Raw genomic sequence first — 18,784 nt, 5'->3', positions numbered from 1 at the left:
ACCAATCAAATCCTTTACGAGGAATATGTTTATACTGAGGGGAATACTTAGGCTTTATCTTACTTAATTATGGTTATTAAATACCAGAAGGTAAAAGACGAAAAAAAGCAAACAAGTTTATATAATTAAAGGTTCATTTTATTTATCGGGAACTTCTTTATCTTTTTTAACCTTAAAAATATCTTCTAGTGAGAGTTCACTTAAGCTGTTACCACCCTCAACTTTAATTTCGAATGCAGTTGATACATAAACTTGAACACTTAATATGAACATCAGCATTGGCACTGTTATATAAAAAAGGTGTCCAATATTTTTGGCCTCGTACTCTTCCTTTACTGTTTTATTAAATAAACTGATATTCAAATAAAACAAGTAGATAGAAAAAAATAATAAAATTAAGCCAATCGATAGGTGCATATAGCCAATTAGTCCAACAGAGTTAGTTCTGAGAAAGCTCATTGTAGAAAGATATAGCACTAAGCCTACTAAACCAAAATTCCTGATTGTATCAAAAATATCCTTAATTTTAGTTTTTTTATCATGCCACTTTGCCATTTTCATCTAATCTTGTTAATTAGTGGGACTTCAGTTTACACGTGCTTTATATTTTTATAAATAAAAAGCTCGGCATAATTATGCCGAGCTTTTTTGGTTGGGATTTTACTGAATTAACTATTGGTCGTTGCTGGTTGGCCATCGACAATAGGGTCTTTACCGCGCCACTTTCGAATTATGCGTTTTATATCTTCAAGCGCAACGTACTGACACGGTATAAGAATAAGCGTAATTATTGTGGCAAACAGCACACCAAAGGCGAGTGATACGGCCATAGGTATTACAATTTTTGCTTGTAAACTAGTTTCCATAATAATGGGCATTACGCCAATAAAAGTAGTGACTGAAGTTAGTAATATGGCTCTAAAGCGACGCGCTCCGGCTTGCATTACCGCTTCTTTTATTGCCACACCTTCTGCACGGGCTTTGTTTACAAAATCCACCATAACAAGTGAATCATTAACTACTATACCGGCAACAGCTATAATACCGAACATTGATAATCCGCTCATGGTCATACCTAAAGCCATATGACCGAACATAGCACCCACAACACCAAATGGGATCACCGACATAATAATCAGTGGCTGAGAATATGAGCGAAGTGGAATGGCTAGTAGCGCAAAAATAATCATTAATGAGATTGCAAAATCACGTAGTTGTTCATTAGCACTTTCCATCTCTTCTTGAATACGCCCTGCAACGTTACTTTTTACTCCAGGGTAGTTTTTAAGCAGTGCTGGTAAGTAAACATCACGAATTTCTTGTGCAATGGCAAATGGCTCTACTTCGTCACTATTGACCGCAGCCCACACATTAACAGTACGATTTGAGTTTTCACGTCTGATACTGCTTACGCCATCTACCAGCTTGACTATAGCTATTTCACTTAAAGAAACTTCAGCGCCCGCAGGGGTGATAATACGCGTATCTTGGATGTTGCTTATCGAGTTACGCTCGCTTTGCGGGTAGCGAATCATTACTTTGATTTCTTCACCTTCACGCAGAATACGCTGTGCTTCAAGGCCGTAATAGCTAAAGCTTACTTGAGAGGCCACATCAGCAAGGGTTAAGCCCATACTGTAAGCAAGTGGTTTTAAATCAAGTTGTACTTCGTCGGTGGCACTTTGCAGTGAGTCATTTACATCACCCACACCTTCCATACTTTGTAACTTAGCTTTTAGTTTGCTAGATACTTCTTTTAACTCATCGGCATTTTTTCCTTCGAGCCTAAAGCTAACGTCGCCATCATCACGACCACCACCAAAAATACTATCTTGAATAGTGAGTGTTTTAAGCCCCGGTAGCGGTGGCATTTTTTCACGCCACATAGTGCTTAACTCAAAGGTATCGATTGGGCGTAAGTGAGGCTCTACTAAAATGGCCATAATACTCGCATTAGTACGACCACGCAGACTAACAGACAAATCACGGATCATAGATTGGCCATACTGCTGCTCTAGTTCTTTGTCGACGCTCAGTAATACATTTTCTATTTTACGCGCTGTTTCAAGCGTGGCTTGCTCAGAAGAGGCAAGGTTCATTTCTAGCGATATACGCGGAAAATCATGCGGAATTTTAGGGTTTGGTACAAATTTAACCATTCCACCGGCAAAGAGTCCTGCACTGACAATTAAAATACATAAAAAGCCAATAATCACGGTATAGCGATAATGGATACAACGACCGATAAATGGAGTGTAATAATGTTCAACAAAATGCTTTAAGCCACTATCAACTGCATTACGTAATTTATGTAATGGGTTTTTAGGATTAGGCTTACGCGGGTTCATTGCTGCGATGTGTGCAGGTAAAATTAGTTTTGATTCAATCAGTGAAAAAATTAAGCATAAAATAATTACTACACCAATTGCTTTCGAAAACGCAGCGCTCGGCCCTGAAGCCATTGCTTGAGGTAAAAATGCAGCAATAGTGGTTAGTACACCAAAGGTTGCTGGCATGGCTACACGTTTTACACCACGAATAACGTTGTTAAGTGAGTGCCCATGTTTTTCAATTTCAGCACTGGCCGACTCACCTACAACAATGGCATCATCAACCACAATCCCCAAAACAATAATAAAGGCAAACAAAGACACCATATTAATAGTAATGTCTAAAAAGCCGATAGGCATAAATAAGAATGCCCCTAAGAAAGACACTGGTAGGCCCATCATTACCCAAAACGCTAATCTAAGAGGTAAAAACAGCGCTAATACCAGCATAACTAAAATACCGCCCCACACCATGTTATCGACCATCATGTCGAGGCGACCTTCAAGGTAGTAGGTTAAATCAACGATGGGTGATAACTTAACGCCTGCAGGAAGTTGATCGGCTTTGTCAGCTAGGTACTTTTTAAGGACTTTAGCAACAACGGTAATGTCTTGATCTTTTGAGGCATCAATTTCAAACGACAGTGAATTTTTGCCATTGTATTTAGAATAAAGTAAGCCTTCTTCAAAGCCATCATTAATGGTGGCTACATCGCCTAATTTAATTTGAGCACCGTCTGGTAATGTAATTAGCGGTAACTTTTCAAATTCACCGCCACGATAGGCTTGCTTTTCGACACGCATCGAAATGTAGCCAGTATCAGAGCGAATTTGACCCGCCGACATATTAGTAGAAAAGCTTTGCACCGCATTAGAAACATCTCTAAACGTGAGTCCGTATTCGCGAAGTTTATCAGGGCTAATTTCAATACCAATTTCGTAGTCTAAGCCACTGTAAAAATCAACTAGGTTTACATGAGGAAGGTTTTGTAATTCATCTTTAATATCATTACCAAGTTCTTTTAACTGGTAATAACTCATATCACCATAAAGCGCGAGTATCATTACTTCTTGTTGAAATTTTTCACGCTGAACAACAGGGCGTTCCATACCCGCAGGAAACGTATTAATTGAATCTACTTGCGCTTTTATTTCATCTAGCGCTTCTTTGGCGTCATATTTTTCTTCAATCTCAACCCAGGCTTGTGCATAGCCTCGATTAGAGTAAGTGATTAGACGTTTAATACCTTCGGTACCTTCAAGGTTTTCTTCAATTTTTATAGTAATGCCTTCTTCCACTTCTTGTGGCGCGGCGCCAGGGTAAATAGCTTGTATACTTACCCAGTTACTTTCAAATTGAGGAAAGGCTTGTTTACGAATTGTCAGCGCGGTTAACAACCCGCCAATCAAGACAAAAATCATGATTAGGTTAGCAGCAACGGGGTTACGCGCAAACCACGCAATTAACCCTTTTTCATCAGTTGTGGTCATCGTTTACTCTCCTTTTAACGCAAGTTGAGTAACGTCTGGTTTGGTCACTGTATCTTCTATTTTTACTGCCATCCCTTCGGTTGGGTATTCAAGGGCAGAAGTAATCAGTTGTTCTCCCTCTGCTAAGCCTTGATTTGCGATGACCATGCCATTTTGTTCGCGAATAATATTGAGTGTTTTAAATGACAAAGTTAAATCATCGTTTAACACTGCAATTTTATTATTTTTAACCAGATGATGAGGAACAACAATAGCGCCATTAACGGCGCGACCTTCAATTGTAGCGTTTATGTATGAGCCAAAACGAAGTGGCTGCACCCCTTCATATGGGGTTTGAAGTTGGGCAACCAAATAACTCATTCGGCTTTTTTGATCAATCACACCTTCACTTCGTACCACTTTAGCCTGCCATGTAGTTTCTTTACCTGCATATTGTGCATTAAATTCAACTATTGCACCTATGCCACTATTATTAAGGTATTGCAGCTCTTTATCGGCAACAGGTAAACGCACCTCGGCGACCTCAGTCGAACTAAGAGAGCCAAAGCTATTACCAGGATTAACTACCGAGCCTAAACTAATGCTGCGTTCGTTTATAATCGCATCGTAGGGGGCTTTAATATAAGTGCGTTCTAAATTACGTTTAGCACGTTTTACACTTGCTTGTGCCGAGCGATATCGCGCCATTTTTTCTGCTAATTGCGGTTTACGTAAATACAGTGCTGATGCAGTAACATCGCTTGAGTCTGCTTTAATGCGTTCCCATTCGGCTTTAGCAACATGCGCTTGTGCACGTTCAATTTCGAGTGCTGAACTTGCTTGGGCAAGGCCTGCCTCTGCTTCAATTAAATCAGCTTCATAATCATTTGGATCAATTCGTGCTAAAATGTCACCTTGCTTTACAAAGGCACCTTCAACAAATTGTTCTGCAACTGAAATAACTTGGCCACTCACCTGAGCAATCAGCTCAGTGCGGTCTTTTGGTTGCACAATACCGTACGATTTTACATCGAGGGTAATTGCATCAAGGTGAACTGGTTGTGCTGCAACCAAAGGGCGCATGTCTTGGGGGGCTTTTCTTCTGGTGGCTTTTTCATTGCAGAAAAGCCTGCTGCGAGGCCAATGCCACCAACAAGGACCGCGATCGGAAGTATTATTTGTTTTTTAGTCGCCACAGGGCATTCCTTCATAAATTGTGCTGATGGGCTAATGATACGCAATAAAGTGTTTACAGTGTGTTTGAAGATGTAACAAGTCATTGCACAAAGCGGTTACAAATAGAACACAGCGCGCTATTTATGTACAAAGCAGCAACAAAACAATTGAAATTTATTACTGAGGTTAGAATGAAAGTACAATCAATGGCGTGCCGTTTAGGCTGTGGAGCATGTTGTATTTCGCCGAGTATTAGCTCGCCAATTCCGGGTATGCCAAACGGTAAAAAGGCCGGAGAACGCTGTATTCAGCTGGATGAAAGTAATTTATGCAAGCTATTTGGTGATGAGTCGCGCCCAAAAGTGTGTAGTGATTTTAGTGCCACGCTAGATGTATGCGGAACGACTAATGAGCAAGCATTAACATTAATTACTGAATTAGAGCAATTAACCTAATTTATTGTGTTAAATACACATATATTTACAATTAATACGCTTGAAAAATGTAGACACTTACTTTGTGTTTCTAAAACCCTTACTCAGAGGAGACAATTAAGTATCCACTAAGCATTGTCGCCAGTGTTACCTCATTTACTTATCATTCAATTCTTTCAGTTCATAATTTTTTAATTATAAATGCACAAAGAGGGCGAAGAGGCGCTGCGCTTTTAGAGCGAGTGACTTAGACACAAAGTTATTTGGCTTAGTTACTAGTAATTTCTTATTTTCTTCTCATTCACTTCTCTTTGTTCATACTTTTTTAATGATAAATGCACAAAGAGGGCGAAGAGACGCTGCGCTTTAAGAGTGAGTGACTTAGGCATAAGTTATTTGGCTTAGTTACTAGTAATTTCTTATTTTCTTCTCATTCACTTCTCTTTGTTCATACTTTTTTAATTATGCATGTACACAGAGGAGGAAGAGGTGCTGCGCCTTTAGAATACTTAGGAAGGGCTAAGAAATGAAGTTTCTAACTCAGCTTTCTACTGGTCTTTTTCTTATTTTAACTTAAAAGATAAGCTCAGCGTGGGATTAAGCCCTCGCTGAGCGATAAAGTTACCAGCTATACGTGGCACTTAGCGTATATTGCTCGCCGCGCCCTGGCGTACCTGGAATTTCTTCAAACGACTCATCCCACAAGTTATCAGCTGCAAGACTAATAAAGAAGTTAGGCAGGGCTGGTGGAGTTATTTTTACCGTCAGCTGAGTAAATAACGCCTCGTCACCTGAACGGCGCAGCGCATTTTTATGCTGTTTACGCCACTCATTATCTACTCGAAATTCTAATAGATCCGTCGGGTTCCAAATCGCACCGAGTGTTACACGATGATCTGGAAAGTTTAAAGCGTAAAAGCTAGCATCAATATTTTCAGCGCCGTAGGTTTCTGTTTTATGTAAGTACGCATAGCTGGCAATAATTTCTGCGTTATCAAATTGCTTAGTGGCTAAAAATTCAAGGCCTGTGGTATCAATATCAACCGGTTGTGCAAATCGTGCTGAGCTTGAATCAAAGTTAAATGTCCAATCGGTTAGGTTGTTATCTTTACGATAAAAAAGCGCTGAATTGAGTTGCCAGCTTTGTTGCTCAAGCAATAAGCCCAGCTCTAAGCTTTTGGTGGTTTCACGCTCAAGGCTAGCGTTACTTCTAAACAAACCACCTGACTCACTGCCACCAATGGCGGTGTAGCCTGCTACTTGGCTTGCCTCGGCATACGACAAATACAGCGTACGCTCAGTGCCATCGTTATTTTGGGTATTGAAACTAACATCACCAATCAATGATAGCTCAGAATCATCACGACTGGTGTTATCAAATGCAGCCCCTAAACGCACAGTTAGTTGCTGATCACTTGCAAGTGATGTTGTGTATTCTGGTAATACACTAAGCTTAAAGTAGTTACGTGAAGTAAAGTTATTTTCAAGGGTGGTGGAGTCAATACTATCTTCTATATATTGCGCAGAGTAATTAACCGCAACTGACTTTGTTTGCGCATGACGACCTGAAACAGCCAATGATTTTACTTGTGTTTCATGAAATGCTTGGAACGCGCTTGGGTTTTCACGTGAATAAATATAATGGTCGTTATGCTTGCGGTAATAAGCCGATACTTCAAATTCACTGTTGGTAGCATAGGCTTGTTTATGGTTTAGCATCCATAATTGAGTTTCTAAGTCTTCGGTTTCATTGACGCCAAATGGGGTATAAAGGTTTGGCCAACCAAAAAACTTTTCTTGCAAGCCGTAAAATAAATCAGTTTGTGAATCGCTCCCAGTTAACTGCACTCTGCCAGAAGTTCGGGTAAAGTCATGATCGCCAAAATCAATTGAACCATCACTTTGTGAGTGCGAATATTCACCTTCAAAACCAATACGCCAATTAGCGTTTGCTTCAAATGGAGTACTCACACCTGCATGAATTGTTTGTAGGTTGAAGTCATTTGAGCCAGCGCCCAAAGAGACACTGCCACCAGTTGTTATTGGTTTCCAAGCAAATGACACAGTACCTACTGAGCTATTCATGCCATTAAGTGCGTTATCGGCTCCGGTTAATACGCTGGCACCCGTTAGCATTTGTGGTGCAATAGGAATTTCTGCAAAGTAGTGACCAGACTGCGGGTCGAGTAGGGTTGCACTACCGACTCTAAAGCCGGTATTTTCAAAAATACCACCGCGTATCGTTACATCAGCTTGTGCTTCAGCCATATTGCGTGATTGCAAGTCAACACGCGGGTCGTATTCTAAATTTGAAATAGGTGAATCAAAAGTGCCTACGGGTAAGGTATTGGCAGTGGGTGACGCCTCAATTGTTATTTGTTCTATGGTTGCTGTTTCTTTACTCTGCTCTGCATAAGCAACAGTTGAAATACTGGCTAGTACGGCCGGTATTATAAGGTGCGGGGCACGATTCATATCATTATTCTCATTTTATGCAATGACGCTAAAAATTAAATACCTATCATTTTTTATCACATGATAAGGTAAGCTCACTAAGCTAGGGTGATTTTGGGCGCTATTGTACATTAATGATAAAAAACTGCATTTGATAATCAAATTTAGCGTTACAAAATAGTAACTCTGCAACCTATAAATTATTTACATTGGTCACTTTATTATGCAAACACAACAATCGAGTCATTCATTAAATCAGCACACACTTTATTTTGCTGGTGGTTGTTTATGGGGCGTGCAAGAGTTTATGAGGTATTTACCTGGAGTAGTGACTACTGAGGCGGGGCGTGCCAACGGCACGAGTAACACAACACAAGGTGAATACGATGGCTATGCCGAATGCGTGAAAGTAACCTTTGATGCCCAAGAAGTAACCTTGAATGAATTAATTGGCTATTTTTTTGAGATTATTGACCCATACAGTATCAATAAACAAGGTGACGATGTAGGTGAAAAATACCGCACCGCCATTTTTAGCCAAGACAGCAATCATTTAAACATCACCAGAGACTATATTAGCCAGCGTGATGATGCTGAAAAAATAGCGGTACAAGTAGCGCCACTGACTAATTATGTCCCTAGCGATCCCGAGCATCAAGACCGTTTAACCAATCACCCTAATGATTATTGCCATATCCCACTTGATTTATTACACAAGTATAAATAACAACTTCATTGATGCGTATTTAAATAAAAAAGGCTGGTAACTAATAAAGCTAAAATTAGCTGTTACCTCGTTTATGCTTTTTTTAGATTTATTAGGCTTTTTCTTTTTTCGAGGGAACATATCTCTAAAAAGGTAGGGCACAGCTAAAAAGTAGATCCCAGTTCCTAAATAAAGAAAAAGGTAAAATAGATAAGTAAACGGCGACGCTGAAAAGAAATAAACGTCAGATTCGACCCGGTAATCTGTTGGAGTCAGAATATAGCCATCATGTATAAATTTTATCGCAAATATAATAGATAAAAGGCCTAAAGCCCAAGATACTAAAGAGAATGCGATTTGATTCAATAGCATTCTCGTATTACTGATATCTACATATTTTACTTTTGGTTTCTTTTTATTTTTTGATTGCTTCATTTTGGCCAAAAAAAGTAATAATGATTGCTACTAATATTCCTACAAAACCAGCGCTTGAAAAAATTAGACTGTATTCACTCTTAATATTGAAGATATTTAATAGGCTGGTTATTAACAATAAAAAAATACCAATAATTTTTATAATCGTGAGTGTTTTATTCAAACAGAACCATGTTTGACAAGAAGGGCATTGTTTTTCAATAAAAATACTATTTTTGTTAATATTTTTTATATCTTTAGCTGCAAAATTACTTTTACAATTTGGACACGTTACTTTCATTTTAATCCTTTAATTTATCTCACAATTCTAAACACTAGACTTACTAAACGTCTTATTGATTAAGCTTTATCCTTGTAACATGATTACTATAGCATTGAGCTATCACCTTGTTAATGTGTAACTTATTACTTTATAGGTAAACAGTTTTGAAGCCATAAAAAAGCCCGCAAACATGCGGGCTTTTAAATATTAACCAAAACTTACTGCTGCTTTTTTGGCGGGAAGTTGCTTAAAATATTGGCAACCGTTTCCTTAATAGCGGCTTCACGTTGTGATGGGGTTTGTTTTTTCTTTAAACGACCATCTTTAGCACCACGCCAAATTAATTGGTTTGACTCACGATCAATAATATCGATAACTAATGTGCCTACTTCATATTCGCGTGCGCTTACATCGTGGTTAAAGCCTGTGCCCCAGTAACCCCAACGTGCACCGTAGCCTACGTTAAAGCTGTCAACTTCAAGCTCTTTATCTACACTTGCATGGTAATTAACAAGTACATCAGCTTGCGCTACGTCAACCAATTGCATACCTAATTGCTGGCTTAGTTGGTTGTTTACCGCATTGCGAACGCGTTTTTCCATCAGCCCACTGATTTGGTAGTTATTCGTGTCTTTGGTTAGGCTCGCGTTTTCTACCCAAGCAAACGTTTTGTAGTTACTAAAGTTTGCTGATTTATCGTAATCCCAATCGGGCGTTTGTGTACAGGCGGTAAGTAGCGCCAGTGCTGCGACAATAAATATATGTTTCATTACGTTTGCTCCAATAAAGTGCGTTTGTTTAAACTACCATGGGCGAGGGTAATTTAAAATCTAAAAATAAGTGTAACTGGCTAAGATGAATAGCCAATTAACTCTTAGTCTTGCTGAGGGGCTTTATGTTCAACCTCAATCCAATCTTTTTCATCTACCCAGTTTTGTGCGCCGTCTTTTACTGAACGAATTGGCACAATATAATCACAACTTATTTGCGGTTTAACCGAGGCAAATATTGGCACAAAGCCAAAGCTTAGGGCGGTTTCTATAATCGCCTTTTGGTTTTGCGGGTCGATATCAGCCGCTTCATCTATGTAAATAGGTATACGGTATAAATTTTGTTCCTGATCGCTTAATAAATAACGAATAAACAACATGCCACATAATAGCTTAATGGTGATACGCGTACCATTTGAGCCAGCCGAGTCTATTTTTTCAAAGTGCTCGGTTTCACCTGCACGGTTAACCACTTCAAAACGAATATCAAACAAATCGGTGAGGGTCAGACCTGCTTTGTCTGAGGCGAGTTTAATTAAATGATCTTTTGCCTCGTTTACCGCGCTCTCGCTGTAAGGTTCTTGGCTGAGTAAATCTAGGGTATCGCCTTGTTCAAATTGGTTAGAGGTACTGATAATAGTATCAATACTATCTACCAACATTTTGCGCGGGATAATATTAATTTTAAACGCTTGCAGGTTTGAAATACGATGCTGGCTAATGCCTTTATTAAAGCTATTCATTTCACGGCGTAGACGGTCTAAATCTTCGCGCAGGCCTTTAATTGTAGCGGCCACTTCGGTGAGGGCAACGCGACCTTGGCGCTCAACTGCATCGCGCTCGTTATCAATGTTATGAAACGCGCTAATAAGCTTTTGATATTTACTAAACTCATCGTTTTCGTTATCAAACTTAGTAATACCGGCATTATAAATATGCATATAGGTATTACGTACATTTATATCGAAATTCCGTAGCTCTTGGCAGTCCTTATTAAAGTGATGAATTAAATCGCTTAAATTATCAAAATCGATTTTTATATCAATCATGTAAGGCGTTACTTTACCACTGTATAAATCTAAAGTGTGGTCAATACGCTCAGTTTTAACTTGGCGTAAGCGCTCTGTTTGACGATTAATTTGCGCTTGTTTTGATTTGATTAACGAGCGTCTATCAGCAATTGAGCCACTGTTTTTTTGAATATCTTGTAGGTAATCGTCAACTTGTTCGCGCTCGGCTAAAAGCTGCTCTTTTAGCATCGCTTGGGCGTCAACCGATTGTTGCATCACTTCAAATTGCTCTAAGCGTTTAAGTGCACTTTCTGCACTCATAAGCTCATCATAGAGTGCGTCTTTTTCTTTTTGTTTATCAGCAACATTGGCGGCCACTTCGCGCTGTTGTTTAAACTCTTTTAATGATTGCTCAAGCGCGGTTAACTGAGCGCTCAGTTGCTCTTTATTTTCGCCGCTTTGCATTTGTACTGGTGAGAGCTTTTTAAGTTTAATACTGGCACCGGGTAGGGTGAGTACACCGCCTTTAACATTTTCGCTCAGCTGTGCTAAAAATTCACCAAAGGCGTCTTCGTCATCAATGGTTATATCGCCATTGCTGGTGGTGGCAAAGGAGAGAAGATCGGGGTTTAATAGCCGCGATATTTCCTCTACTTCTTTCAGTGATAAGTCTTCACGCATACGGGTGAATAAATTAAATTCTAAGTTTTTAAGTTGTAACTTTAAGCTCTTAATTTGTTTTTGTGTTTCACCAATACGGAAATCAAGGGTGTGCAGGCTTTGTCCTTGTGCACTCGTAATAGAGTGTGACAACGACTCGTAGTCATTTTTTAACTGCGTTAGGTTGCTTTTGAGCGTGGCTTTATTAACCAGCTCAAACTCACTTTTAAGGGCGTTGAAATCTAAAAACCATTGTTCAATTTGAGTTTGCTTGCGCTCTATATCGCGCGATTGTTGCACGTATAACCCTTGCTTTTGTTCAAACTCGTGCTTTTCGTGCTCAATGTCTTCAAGGGCGATGTTGAGCTCGCTAAGCTGCTCTTCTTGGTAAGCATCAAAGTCAATCAGTGCTTGGTCAATCTTCGGCGCATATGCTGCTAGTTTACCTTTAAGCACGGTTTGGTTTTCAAGCATAGATTCAAGAGCGGCTATAGGCTCTTGCATTGATTCTAGCGCTTTTAATTCACGCTTTGCGCGGTTTACTTTATCAAATGAACGGCGCCAAACCTCGTAAAAGTCGACCTTAGAATTTGACATATGGCGCTCAAACACACGCAACATAAAGCGCTTAACGTCATTTGCGCCTAATTTATGTAAATTAAGAATACGACGAAATATTTCTTTGTATATTGCAGAGTCTTGAACGTTGTTAAGGGGGATCATTTTTAAGTTGATCTCACCGTCAAATTGTGTTGCTCCGCCTGTCAGTAGGGCGTTTAATTCTTGTGCCTTAAGCTCTATTGGATTGTAACCTTGCTGTTTTAAGTGGTTAAACAGCTTGGTAAACTTAATAATGGTATTGCCTTGGGTGTACTGGGCTAAATCAAGCTTTCCTTGATAGCAAAAGTATTGGTGCGCATAACCGGCAATTTTACCTAAGCCAGCAACGCCAATGACGACTGAGCCATGGGGTAAATCGGCCTGCAGTAAAATGTACGATTGATCTGATGAAAAATAAAACTTTCGGGTTTCATCTAAATCGTGGCCATCCCACTCGGTTAAGCGTAAATCGTTAATTAGCGGAAATTGCAGTGCATTAATTACTGAGCTTTTACCTGTGTTGTTAGGCGCACAAATAGAGCTACTTTTATCCAGTGGGATCACACATTTGGCATAGCCTGCGGTATTGAGTAGGGCGAGTTTACTCAGTCCGTATAAATTTTTCATTGCTCGTCCTCACTAATAAAGGTCTCTTCGTTTACTTCCATTAAGGCATCGATATAACGGTGAATAGGGGCTTGCAACATAAAGCCACCTTCTACTTCGCGGGCAAGGCCTAAACGTACCATGCGTAAATACACATCTTTTCGTAAATCAGAGCCCGAAAATATCTCAAGCTGATCGAACAAATGTTTATTAAGCTGTACCAAGGTTTGCATTAGCTCTAAATCGTTTGGCTCGTCAAATAATGCGCGCATTGGGTCTTTACCTGTATTGGCAAAATGCTCTATTAAAATGTAAATAGTGAGCGCTACAGCGCGGGAAATTTTACCCATGTTTGGGGTGCTTTCATCGCTGGCAAAATAATAAAAACCACGGCTATCGTGTTTTAACTCGTGGCCTAATGCTGTAAATAAGGCAGTATAAGCGTCTATTTGTTGGTCAAGCTCTTGCCACATAACGGTGTCTTGTTCGCAAATGTGGTAACCGGCGACTAATTTTTTATTAATGGCTTGTAAGTGAGAAAGCTCATCTAAGTTTATATGGGTCATGGTGATTACTCGTGCTCGGCTTTATCAGCCTGAGACTCTGAATTAAAGGGATACAAATTAAAGTGCTGGCCTGCAATGTTAACGCGGGCTTTTTTATCGCTTTGGCTAATTTCTAGGGTGCTATCGCTTACCAACTTTTGATACAAAAACAGCATTTCATCGGCTTCAAGCTCAGGATAGCTTTCATCTAAAAATTGCAGCAAAGGCTGTGGTTTTTTACGCTGCTTTTTAAAGCGTTTGGTAAATTGCGCTTTTACATCGTGGTAGTCAGGAATGTTTGGCGTGACAAAAGCGGGCACATCATTTTGTTCTGGTAGCTGATATTCGTGGTGTTCAAACTCAGCTAGGCTTGCCATATAGGCAACGATATGACGCTGTTGGCCCAATGAATACTTTTGCGCATCGCTTACAAAATGGGGTTGTACGGCGCTGAGCATATTATCCACCCCGTTTTTACGAATTAGCCCTAAAACTTTTGCCGCTTGGCGGGTAATAAGGTTATTACGGCGCAACTCTTCACGCAGTGGCATTAGCATGTCGGCACTTTTACGTAAGCTTGTGCGACCAACTAGGTGCATTTCGAGAATACGGGTACGTAATTGCTCAAGCATACGTTTATCACTGTACGCTTTACCTGAGCGTTCAATATATTCTATTTGGGTGCTAATTTGCTGCTCAATTAGAGTAAAACAGGCATGAAAGTCGCCTCTAATATCGACCATTTCCAGCATGGGTTCTATGTATTCATCAAACGCTTCTATCACGGCTTTATAGCGCTTTTGCAGCGATTGCACCGCGTTATTAGATTTAGCCTGCTCAACAATATTTAAGATGGCGTTTTCGTTGTGTAAAAACAGTTTAATTATTTTACGAACCCGATCATCCATAATGCGGCTAAAACGGCGTAAATCATCAAAATCTTCCATTTCACCGGCATTAGATAGCCGATTACCTAAGCGAGCTAAATCATCAACCAATACACTAATTTCTTGTGCTAAGCCTAAATGCTCTTCTTGCAGTAAAAAGGTAGCAAAATCAGCAATGGCACGGTTAATTTCTAGTTGTGACGATTTAGCCAAGGGAATAATGATTTCTTGATTTAATAACCGATTGGTTTCTTTATAAATGCGCTCATTATTCCACGTCGGTTGCTTTTGTTTTATGGCATTTTGAAGATCTTTAATACTAAAGTCGGCCATTTTAAAGCGTTTAAATAATAGCTCTAATACACCCCAATGCTCAGTGAGGGTATTTAGTAGCTTTTTAGCTGGGATCATAAGGCGTTACAACATCCTAGTATTCGTTATTTTATATTTCTTGAACTTATATGGTATTCGTTTTTGCGACGATTTAATAATAGTTTTTACACCCGCTTAGTGATAGTATCCGCGCCGAATATAGGCACATAGAATATGTGGGTATATTTTTTACATGGTTTCAATTTTTACTTAACCCCGAAGGTTGTTTAATATCATGGTTTCCTTGATTATCCTGACGCTGATAGCGATTGCATTCTTGCTTATCGTTATTGAGGATGTGATTCACGTAAACAAAGCCAAAACGACATTATTTTTTGGTACGCTTTGTTGGATTATCTCCTTTATTTTTCCTCTTAATGGGCAAAGCCCCGAAACGATTCAAACCCTCCTAGACCACAATATTTTAGAAATTGCTTCCTTATGGCTGTTTTTAATGGCCGCAATGACCTTTGTTGCCTATTTAAACTCCAAAGGACTCATCGAAAATGTTGTGAACCGGATTATGCCAACCAGCATTAGTGAGCGAAAGCTGATGTTTTTGGTGGGGAGTTTTGCATTCGTATTTTCATCTATTTCCGACAACGTTACAGCCACATTGATTTCCTTGGCAGTGATTATGTCATTAAAGCTTGAAGCCAAAAAATTAGTTAAATACGCCACCTTAATTGTATTTGCAGTGAACTCCGGCGGTGTTTCACTTATAACGGGTGATGTAACCACGTTAATGATTTTCCTTGATGGTAAAGTTACTATTAGTCACTTATTACTGTTAATTGTGCCTGCATTATTAAGTGTATTATTACTGGCTACCTTGTTATCAATTGGTATGAACAAGCAGTTAGAGTTTAAAAAGACTAAATTTAAACGCATTGAAAAAACCGACATTACTATCGCTGTTATTTTCTTCACTACCGTTATTTCTACCCTTACTTTAAGTGTTTTATACAGTGTGCCGCCATTACTTACCTTTTTACTCGGCCTGTCTATTATGTTTTTAGTCGCACAATTTTTAATGCGCAAAAAAGACATCAATAAAGATATGATCGACTTTATACGTGACATAGAGTACGACACCTTATTGTTTTTTGTGGGGGTGTTATTACTTGTTGGTGCGTTAAAAGAAGTCGGCGTACTGAGCCAATTTACTAATTTGTATACAGTAATGGCGCCAGAGTACGCTAACTACTTAATGGGTATTTTATCGGCCGGTGTTGATAATGTGCCACTAACGGCTGCGTTACTAAAAGCCGACATTGTAATGAGTCAACAGCATTGGTTGTCGTTTACGTATGCAACCGGTGTGGGTGGTTCAATGCTGATCATTGGTTCGGCGGCTGGTATTATTGCTATGAGTAAGGTTAAAGAACTTACTTTTGCAAGTTACCTTCGTTTGTCGTTGTATTTGTTAGTGTGTTACACCTTTGGTTATGCTGGCTCTTACTTTATGGGTAGTTTTATATGATTTTATAATAAAACGACTTGACAGCTAGACGTCTAAACGATAACTTTCAAAACCGCACTCTTAGTGCGGTTTTGTTTTATTAGCCACTGGTTAATAATACATTCAGAAGAGGTGCGATACTTAGGTACTTAATGCGAGGCAACGACAGCCTACGACCATTAAGGAGGGAAGTATTCGCCGAGGAAAATAATGGGTCGTTACCATTGTTTTTCGGTTTATGGGGCTGAATCCTCAAAACTGTCACCAATTTAGGTGGAGAGCTTCTGGCAGTAGATTTTTCTTATCTTTATTTCCTGCCAAGTTCTTCTTGTTTTATTGCGGTTTGGATGCCGCGAAAGGAGACGAAATGACTACCCAATCAGTGCCACAAGGTTTACAGAGCACAAAATCAGATTACATTGTTGCCAAATTTGGTGGCACCAGCGTGGCTAATTTTGAGGCCATGAGCCGTTGTAGCGAAATCATTGTAAACGATAACAGCGTTCGAATTGTTGCAGTGAGCGCCAGCGCCGGTGTAACTAATCACTTGGTGGCACTTTGTAAAGCGGATATTGATGCCGCTGAACGTCAACAGCATATTGACGGTGTACTTGCTATTCAACAGTCAATTTTAAGTGAGCTGACTCTAGATAATGATTTAGCGCTTGGTTTTAATAACACCCTCGATGAATTTCAAACTCTGGCACATCAGATACTGACAACAGAGCAGCAACACGATGAGCTACTCAGCTTTGGCGAGCGTTTATCGTCGTATTTATTTACTCAAGTATTGCGCTTAAAGGGCTTAAATTCGCAGCGTTTTGATGTTCGCCAGGTGCTTAAAACCGATAGCCAATTTGGTAAAGCCACGCCTAATGTAGCCGCCACAGCGCTTGCAGCTAAAGAGCATTTAATTCCTTTACTAGAGAACACGGTTATTGTTACTCAGGGCTTTATTGGCAGTGATGAAAACAATGTAACCACCACATTGGGTCGCGGTGGCTCTGATTACAGTGCCGCCTTGTTAGCTGAAGCAATCAACGCTAAAAGTGTGCATATTTGGACTGACGTAGTGGGGATTTTTAGTACCGATCCGCGTTTGTGTGCTAAAGCGACACCTATTGCGCGTTTAAGCTTTGATGAAGCGGCAGAAATGGCCACTTTTGGCGCTAAAGTGCTGCATCCAGCTACAATTTTGCCAGCCAGTCGCAGTCATATAAATGTGTTTGTTGGCTCAAGCACAGAGCCAGAGCGTGGGGGCACTTGGATTGAGCGAGAAAAATCGCAGCTACCTGGTATTCGTGCGGTCACGCAACGTAAAAACCAAATACTACTGACCTTAAAAAGCCCTGAAATGCTATTAGCGAGTGGTTTTTTAGCTCGCATTTTTACTATTTTAAGTGAATGTAATATTTCGGTAGATTTGGTTACCACATCTGAAATTAGTGTAGCAATTACCCTTGATAATGCGCCTAATGCATCACGTCCAGAGCTAGATCAAGAATGCTTAGATAAACTTGCTGAGTTTTGCCATGTATCAGTTGAGAACAATTTAACCCTAGTGGCACTTATTGGGTCTGAAATTGTATTGCGTCAGCACGAAATGAATTTAATGCAGGTGTTGAGCGAATTTAACATTCGTCTTATTTGCCATGGTGCGAGTAAACACAACCTGTGCTTTTTAGTTGAGCAAAGTGAGTCTGATGCTGTGGTTCAAGCTATTCATAGCCGACTACTTGAAGGCGAGCTGGCTGCTTAACGCTGAAAATGAGATAAATGAGCATCGCCAGTCGGTGCTTTTTTTGCCACAACGCTTATATCAAATTGCTCGTTTACATCATTTGTTAATGTGGTGCTGGTTGCACTTAATTGCGTGTTGCCAAGCTCACAAAATACATTAGGGTTTAATAGCTGGGCAATAGGGCGGCTGGTTGCTTTTGCTAATGCTTCTTTTAACGTCCAAAGTCTAAAAAATGTCGCCGCTTTAGAAGCTGTGTACGGTTGCTTAGTTATAAGTGCCACTTCTGCAGCATCATAAAAGTGCTTTGCGAGTTTTTCAAATGGCCGTTTTAAACTGATTTTTTCTATATCAAAACCAAATAGCGAATTATTGATATTTAGCGCCACGCCTACCAAACCATGAGAGTGTGACACACAGCAACTATACATCTGGTTATTATTTATATTTAGCTCAAGCTTACTGGTTTGTTGATTAAATTCAGAGCTGATGTTGCTCAGCGCTATATTACTGCTGCTAGGTAATACACTTTTGACTAAATATTTTAGTAACAGCCGCGTTGCTACATATTCTTGCTTTGCTTGGGGCGTTTTACGACGCGCGATGACACTTAATTCAAACGGGCTTAAAAACTGTGTAAGTGTTAGCTCATCAACCTGCAATTGGCTGGCATCAAATAATAAAATGGTGTGGTTATTATTCTCAGCAAGCGGTGTTTGTAATAACTGATTGTCGAAGTAAGCTGAACTCATTATTGCTCGTTAAAAGTGAATACCGATTACATAGTTATCGTCATAAGCTGGATAGTTTGTGAGCGGTTGTTTGCTGTTATGTGCGCTAAGTACATTTTTATTACTCAGTCGCCCT

Annotated in this window: 12 protein-coding genes, 2 pseudogenes and 1 riboswitch; of the genes and pseudogenes, 4 read left to right on the top strand and 10 right to left on the bottom strand. The window is 39.8% G+C overall.

From position 1 onward, the window contains the following. Nucleotides 1–138: 138 nt before the first annotated feature. The 3 genes and pseudogenes from AC0L7Q_RS09125 to AC0L7Q_RS09115 all read right to left on the bottom strand — a co-directional run bounded on the left by AC0L7Q_RS09125 (nucleotide 139) and on the right by AC0L7Q_RS09115 (nucleotide 4,996). Nucleotides 139–555: a hypothetical protein gene (locus tag AC0L7Q_RS09125; RefSeq protein ID WP_409423323.1), complete on the bottom strand. Its 417-nt coding sequence runs from the start codon at nucleotides 553–555 to the stop codon at nucleotides 139–141. Nucleotides 556–668: 113 nt separating this feature from the next. Then, entirely contained in the window at nucleotides 669–3,821 is a 3,153-nt protein-coding gene (locus AC0L7Q_RS09120) for an efflux RND transporter permease subunit (protein WP_413402345.1), read from the bottom strand. 3 nt (nucleotides 3,822–3,824) lie between these two features. Then, nucleotides 3,825–4,996: pseudogene (locus AC0L7Q_RS09115) on the bottom strand (efflux RND transporter periplasmic adaptor subunit). 171 nt (nucleotides 4,997–5,167) lie between these two features. On the opposite strand from AC0L7Q_RS09115, the gene AC0L7Q_RS09110 reads away from it, so the two are divergent. Next, nucleotides 5,168–5,431 carry a YkgJ family cysteine cluster protein gene (locus AC0L7Q_RS09110; RefSeq protein ID WP_413402851.1) on the top strand — a complete coding sequence of 88 codons (264 nt, stop codon included), beginning with the start codon at nucleotides 5,168–5,170 and terminating at the stop codon, nucleotides 5,429–5,431. Nucleotides 5,432–6,031: 600 nt separating this feature from the next. Here the strand turns inward: AC0L7Q_RS09110 and AC0L7Q_RS09105 are convergent. Then, a complete protein-coding gene (locus tag AC0L7Q_RS09105) occupies nucleotides 6,032–7,885 on the bottom strand; it encodes a TonB-dependent receptor plug domain-containing protein (protein WP_413402341.1) in 1,854 nt (617 codons plus the stop codon). A gap of 202 nt (nucleotides 7,886–8,087) precedes the next feature. Between AC0L7Q_RS09105 and AC0L7Q_RS09100 the strand changes: the two genes are divergently transcribed. Next, nucleotides 8,088–8,591 (top strand): peptide-methionine (S)-S-oxide reductase, encoded by a 504-nt coding sequence (locus AC0L7Q_RS09100; RefSeq protein ID WP_409423319.1) that lies wholly within the window; start codon nucleotides 8,088–8,090, stop codon nucleotides 8,589–8,591. A 394-nt stretch (nucleotides 8,592–8,985) separates the two neighbouring features. On the opposite strand, the gene AC0L7Q_RS09095 is transcribed toward AC0L7Q_RS09100, so the two are convergent. From AC0L7Q_RS09095 to AC0L7Q_RS09075, 5 genes are all read right to left on the bottom strand, one after another. Then, nucleotides 8,986–9,285, bottom strand: coding sequence for a hypothetical protein (locus tag AC0L7Q_RS09095; RefSeq protein WP_413402338.1), 300 nt, complete (start codon nucleotides 9,283–9,285; stop codon nucleotides 8,986–8,988). Nucleotides 9,286–9,485: 200 nt separating this feature from the next. Beyond that, the gene (locus AC0L7Q_RS09090; RefSeq protein WP_138571096.1) at nucleotides 9,486–10,037 is read right to left on the bottom strand and encodes a DUF4136 domain-containing protein; all 552 of its coding nucleotides are present in this window, start codon (nucleotides 10,035–10,037) and stop codon (nucleotides 9,486–9,488) included. Nucleotides 10,038–10,141: 104 nt separating this feature from the next. Next, on the bottom strand, nucleotides 10,142–12,934 hold the full coding sequence (locus AC0L7Q_RS09085; RefSeq protein WP_413402336.1) for an AAA family ATPase: 2,793 nt from the start codon (nucleotides 12,932–12,934) through the stop codon (nucleotides 10,142–10,144). Next, entirely contained in the window at nucleotides 12,931–13,479 is a 549-nt protein-coding gene (locus tag AC0L7Q_RS09080; RefSeq protein ID WP_010388659.1) for a condensin complex protein MksE, read from the bottom strand. The genes AC0L7Q_RS09085 and AC0L7Q_RS09080 overlap by 4 nt, the downstream gene beginning before the upstream one ends. A 5-nt stretch (nucleotides 13,480–13,484) precedes the next feature. Next, entirely contained in the window at nucleotides 13,485–14,756 is a 1,272-nt protein-coding gene (locus AC0L7Q_RS09075) for a hypothetical protein (RefSeq protein WP_413402334.1), read from the bottom strand. A gap of 196 nt (nucleotides 14,757–14,952) precedes the next feature. Between AC0L7Q_RS09075 and nhaD the strand changes: the two genes are divergently transcribed. After that, nucleotides 14,953–16,200, top strand: a complete 1,248-nt coding sequence (gene nhaD, locus AC0L7Q_RS09070) for a sodium:proton antiporter NhaD (protein ID WP_413402332.1) — start codon at nucleotides 14,953–14,955, stop codon at nucleotides 16,198–16,200. Between the two features lie 98 nt (nucleotides 16,201–16,298). Further along, nucleotides 16,299–16,471: riboswitch (Lysine riboswitch) on the top strand. 75 nt (nucleotides 16,472–16,546) lie between these two features. After that, nucleotides 16,547–17,938 carry a lysine-sensitive aspartokinase 3 gene (gene lysC / locus AC0L7Q_RS09065; protein ID WP_413402330.1) on the top strand — a complete coding sequence of 464 codons (1,392 nt, stop codon included), beginning with the start codon at nucleotides 16,547–16,549 and terminating at the stop codon, nucleotides 17,936–17,938. Here lysC and AC0L7Q_RS09060 read toward each other — a convergent pair. Further along, nucleotides 17,912–18,669, bottom strand: a pseudogene (locus tag AC0L7Q_RS09060) (4'-phosphopantetheinyl transferase family protein). The gene lysC and the pseudogene AC0L7Q_RS09060 sit on opposite strands and share 27 nt — an antisense overlap. Nucleotides 18,670–18,784 lie beyond the last annotated feature (115 nt).

The organism is Pseudoalteromonas sp. KJ63-1, assembly GCF_055808145.1.
The sequence above is the reverse complement of the archived record's forward strand: the minus strand, read 5'-3'. Positions and strand labels throughout refer to the sequence as shown.